Origin of the sequence: Thiolapillus sp. (genome assembly GCF_048562965.1) — a bacterium.
Taxonomy (GTDB): Bacteria; Pseudomonadota; Gammaproteobacteria; order Chromatiales; family Chromatiaceae; genus Thiolapillus; species Thiolapillus brandeum_A.
This window is the reverse complement of sequence record NZ_JBHNMF010000329.1, coordinates 1-3,727: the sequence shown is the minus strand read 5'-3', so window position 1 is coordinate 3,727 and position 3,727 is coordinate 1. Positions and strand designations below refer to the sequence as shown.

Genomic DNA, 3,727 nt, shown 5'->3' with positions numbered 1-3,727 from the left:
CTGCAAACGACAATATCCTTGTCAAGGCAGGTGATTAATTAATTCAGTATATTGGCATGCGCTAATTATCTGGAGCTGCCCGAAAAAGATAGCTATTTATAGACGGTAACTAACTATGATCTACATGATTGCCAGCCCGGCGGGTTCCATACTGAAATCCATATGAAACGTCGAAGAGCCTTTATTCTGTAGCATGTTCACAAATTTGATCAATGCATCCTTCCCGGGGGATGCTGCGGCGGAACTGGTGCTCATGCACTGTACAGAGCCCATTCTCCCTGATAATCTGCAGTATCATTTTTCACCGTGCCAGGGGGGCAGGACTACAGGAAACTTCTTTCGGAAGATTCCATAAAAGGGGGGTAAATACAGTATGTTCGGTTTTTTCCGGCGAAAGAAACAGCTGGCAGGGGGGCAGAGAAAGGGCAGGGCGCCTGGTACACAAATCTACTATCACAGAGAGCTGGTGCCCGAGCTTCTGGATGATCACAAACAGTTGCTGAAACTGTTTACAGAAATAGGCCAGGAGTATGCCGCAGAGAGGTTTACGCAGCTGCCCCTCCTGCTCAGGGATTTCGGTACGCTCCTCAGGGAGCACCTTCTCAAGGAAAACGTCAAGCTCTACATCTATCTGAAGCATACCCTGGCCGATGATCCAGAAAGCGCAGCGCTGACCCAGGGTTTCCGGTCTGAAATGCACGGTATCAACAGAACGGTGACCCGGTTTCTCAGCCACTACATCCTCGATGAGTGGGATGAGCAGCGCAGGAAGCAGTTTGGGGCAGACCTGGATGCCATCGGCAAGGTGCTGGTCAAACGGATCGAAACCGAGGAAAGTGTGCTCTATCCCCTCTACCAGCCACCCAAACCCAAGGCCTCAACCGCATCAGACAGGGAACCAGGGTTTTTCCGGACCTGAAAAAGGGTTATAGCACTTTCTGTTGCCGTCAATATTGCGTATTCTTTCCAGCCTTGTTTTTTTAACGGATACTGCAGGAACAATTATGGCTGAACTGAAAGCCCTGATATTTGATGTGGACGGTACCCTGGCGGATACGGAGCGTGACGGGCATCGCGTTGCCTTCAACCAGGCTTTTGCCGACGCAGGACTGGACTGGGACTGGACCGTGGATATTTATGGGCAGCTGCTCACGGTGACAGGTGGCAAGGAACGCATCAAGTACTACCTGAAACATTTCATGCCCGATTTCTCGCCGCCTGGAGAACTCGACAGCTTCGTTGCAGACCTGCATGCATCCAAGACCGAGCATTACAAGTCTCTGATGGTCGATCCCGGACTGCCTTTGCGCCCGGGTGTGGAGCGTCTCCTGCGTGAAGCCAGGGATGCCGGAATGCGGCTGGCTATCGCCACCACCACCACGCCGGCCAATGTGACAGCGTTGCTGACCAATAGCCTGGCGGAAGATGCCGAGGACTGGTTCGAGGTCGTCGCTGCTGGCGATATCGTGCCCGCCAAGAAGCCCGCGCCGGACATTTTTGTCTGGGCGATGGAGCAGCTGGAACTGCCGCCGGAGAACTGCATGGCTTTCGAGGATTCCGACAACGGCGTGAAATCTGTACTGGGTTCGGGTATTCGCTCGTTGCTGGTGACGGTGAACGACTATACCCGTGACCAGGATTTCAGCGGTGCGACAGTGGTTGTCGATCAACTGGGCACGAATGAACAGCCCTGCCGGGTGTTGAATGGCCCGGGGCTGATCAGGGATCAGGTGGATCTCGACGCACTCCAGGACATTCACCGGTATGCCTGGAAATAAGCCGGTGCTGGCTCATCGCATGGCAGGCATTGCGCCCTTTCATGTGATGGACATTCTGGCAAAGGCCCGGGAAATGGACGCCAGGGGCCTGGATGTAGTGCACATGGAAGTGGGAGAGCCTGATTTTTCCAGCCCCCGGCCCGTCATTGAGGCGGGCATCCGCTCCCTGCAGCAGGGGCTGACCCACTATACACCTGCACTGGGCCTGCCTGCGTTGCGCCAGGCCATTGCCGACTATTATCTGTCCCGCTTCGGTGTGCAGGTGGATGCGTCCCGGATCGTCGTAACGCCCGGCGCTTCCGGTGCGCTGCAGCTGATCCTGGGGGTGCTGATCAATCCCGGAGAAAAGGTGCTGATGGCCGATCCCGGTTATCCCTGCAACCGCCATATGGTTCGTATGTTTGGTGGTGAGGCTGTTTCTCTTGGCGTGAAGGCGTCACAGGATTTTGCCCTGGCCAATGATCAGGTGATCCGTCACTGGGACAGGAGCACGCGGGCCCTGATGGTGGCTACGCCGGCCAATCCCACTGGTCGCCTGCTCAGTCTGCAGCAGTTGCGCTTCCTGTACGATGCAGTGCGTGCGCCCGACGGTATGCTCATTGTCGACGAGATTTATCAGGGACTGGTGTATGACCGGCCCGTGGAAACCGCGCTGAAACTGGGGCAGGACAATCTTTTCGTGGTGAACAGCTTTTCCAAGTTTTTTGGTATGACGGGCTGGCGTCTGGGATGGATCGTCGCTCCGGAGGAATATGTGCCAGCCCTGGATCGTCTGGCGCAGAATATCTTTCTTGCGGCACCCACCGTGGCACAGCATGCTGCCCTGGCAGCTTTCCAACCTGCGACCCTGAGTGTGCTGGAAGAACGCCGGGAAGTGTTTCAGGAACGCAGGGACTATCTCTATGATGCCTTGGTAAACCTTGGTTTCCGCATCCAGGGAAAGCCCGAAGGGGCCTTCTATCTCTACGCGGATGTCAGCGCCTTTTCCGGGGACAGCTTCGATTTCGCCCGCCAGTTGCTCGACAGGGCAGCAGTAGCGATCACGCCGGGGCGTGATTTCGGCAGTTATCGGGCAGAAAAGTTCGTGCGCTTTGCCTATACGACAGACCTGAGCCGGCTGAAACTGGGTGTGGAGCGCATTGCCGCATTTCTGGGCTGACCCAGCCTGCACGGCTTTCCCCCACCGGAGGATGTCGTAAAAGCCCTTCCATGGGCTTTTTACCTCATAGCGACTGCCCCGCTCATTCCGTGCTGACACTCAATACGGCGCCTTCCTCCACCCGTGTATCGTTCTGAAAGCTGACCGTCTGTGATTTGAGGTGCATCTCGGTGCCTGCAGTGACCGTTGCCCCTGTCAGGAAGCGCACGTTCTGCGATGTGCAGGCAAAGACCCTGCCTGTGATGTTGCTGCTGTAAGTTTTACCGGTATCATCACAGGCCGCAATGGTGAGGCGGGTATCCGCAATGGTGGAATTGCCGTCCTTGTCTTGTGCGATGATGCGGATGCCCACGTCATTGGGCAGGCTGTAGTGGGCATACCAGGTGTTGAAACCGTTGGGATCCCTGTCGCCCTTGCGGGTGGCGATGGCATCGAAAGTGAATACACCGTCACCAGCTGTCTGGTCACCATGGGTCCCGTCATCGTACAACCAGGTGGAACCGGGGTCTCCCGTGGGAAAAGCGAGGGGTTCGCGTCCCATGGGCCAGTAGGTGTCTTCCATGCCGTCCACCAGCACCGTCAGCAGCACGCTTTGAATGTTGTCCCAGCCCTGGGCATCGCCGACACCGACGGTTACGGTCATTTGCGTATCGTCGTCCCACAAGACTGCATCGCTGAAGGTGATGCTGGTAATGTTGGGCGCCTGACTGAAATCGCCATTGTCATCCGCCTGGGTGTCGATGCGATAGATGGCATTGGGGGCCTTTTGAAACGACAGGTAATAATCAAG

The 3,727-nt window shown here is 56.1% G+C and carries 4 protein-coding genes; 3 read left to right on the top strand and 1 reads right to left on the bottom strand.

Annotated features, from left to right (window positions below; genetic code table 11):
• Positions 1-373: 373 nt before the first annotated feature.
• The 3 genes from ACOCD2_RS14240 to ACOCD2_RS14230 all read left to right on the top strand — a co-directional run bounded on the left by ACOCD2_RS14240 (position 374) and on the right by ACOCD2_RS14230 (position 2,937).
• The gene (locus tag ACOCD2_RS14240) at positions 374-919 is read left to right on the top strand and encodes a hemerythrin domain-containing protein (RefSeq protein ID WP_293648786.1); all 546 of its coding nucleotides are present in this window, start codon (positions 374-376) and stop codon (positions 917-919) included.
• Positions 920-1,004: 85 nt separating this feature from the next.
• Positions 1,005-1,778: an HAD family hydrolase gene (locus ACOCD2_RS14235; RefSeq protein WP_293648783.1), complete on the top strand. Its 774-nt coding sequence runs from the start codon at positions 1,005-1,007 to the stop codon at positions 1,776-1,778.
• Entirely contained in the window at positions 1,765-2,937 is a 1,173-nt protein-coding gene (locus ACOCD2_RS14230; RefSeq protein ID WP_293648780.1) for a pyridoxal phosphate-dependent aminotransferase, read from the top strand. The genes ACOCD2_RS14235 and ACOCD2_RS14230 overlap by 14 nt, the downstream gene beginning before the upstream one ends.
• Positions 2,938-3,019: 82 nt before the next feature.
• Here the strand turns inward: ACOCD2_RS14230 and ACOCD2_RS14225 are convergent.
• A partial coding sequence (locus ACOCD2_RS14225) for a choice-of-anchor X domain-containing protein (protein WP_293648777.1) occupies positions 3,020-3,727 on the bottom strand: 708 nt, incomplete at its 5' end.

Excerpts from the sequence above, each read along its gene's own strand:
- ACOCD2_RS14240 (WP_293648786.1), top strand. The coding sequence starts at position 374 with ATGTTCGGTTTTTTCCGGCGAAAGAAACAGCTGGCAGGGGGGCAGAGA.
- ACOCD2_RS14235 (WP_293648783.1), top strand. The coding sequence starts at position 1,005 with ATGGCTGAACTGAAAGCCCTGATATTTGATGTGGACGGTACCCTGGCG.
- ACOCD2_RS14230 (WP_293648780.1), top strand. The coding sequence starts at position 1,765 with ATGCCTGGAAATAAGCCGGTGCTGGCTCATCGCATGGCAGGCATTGCG.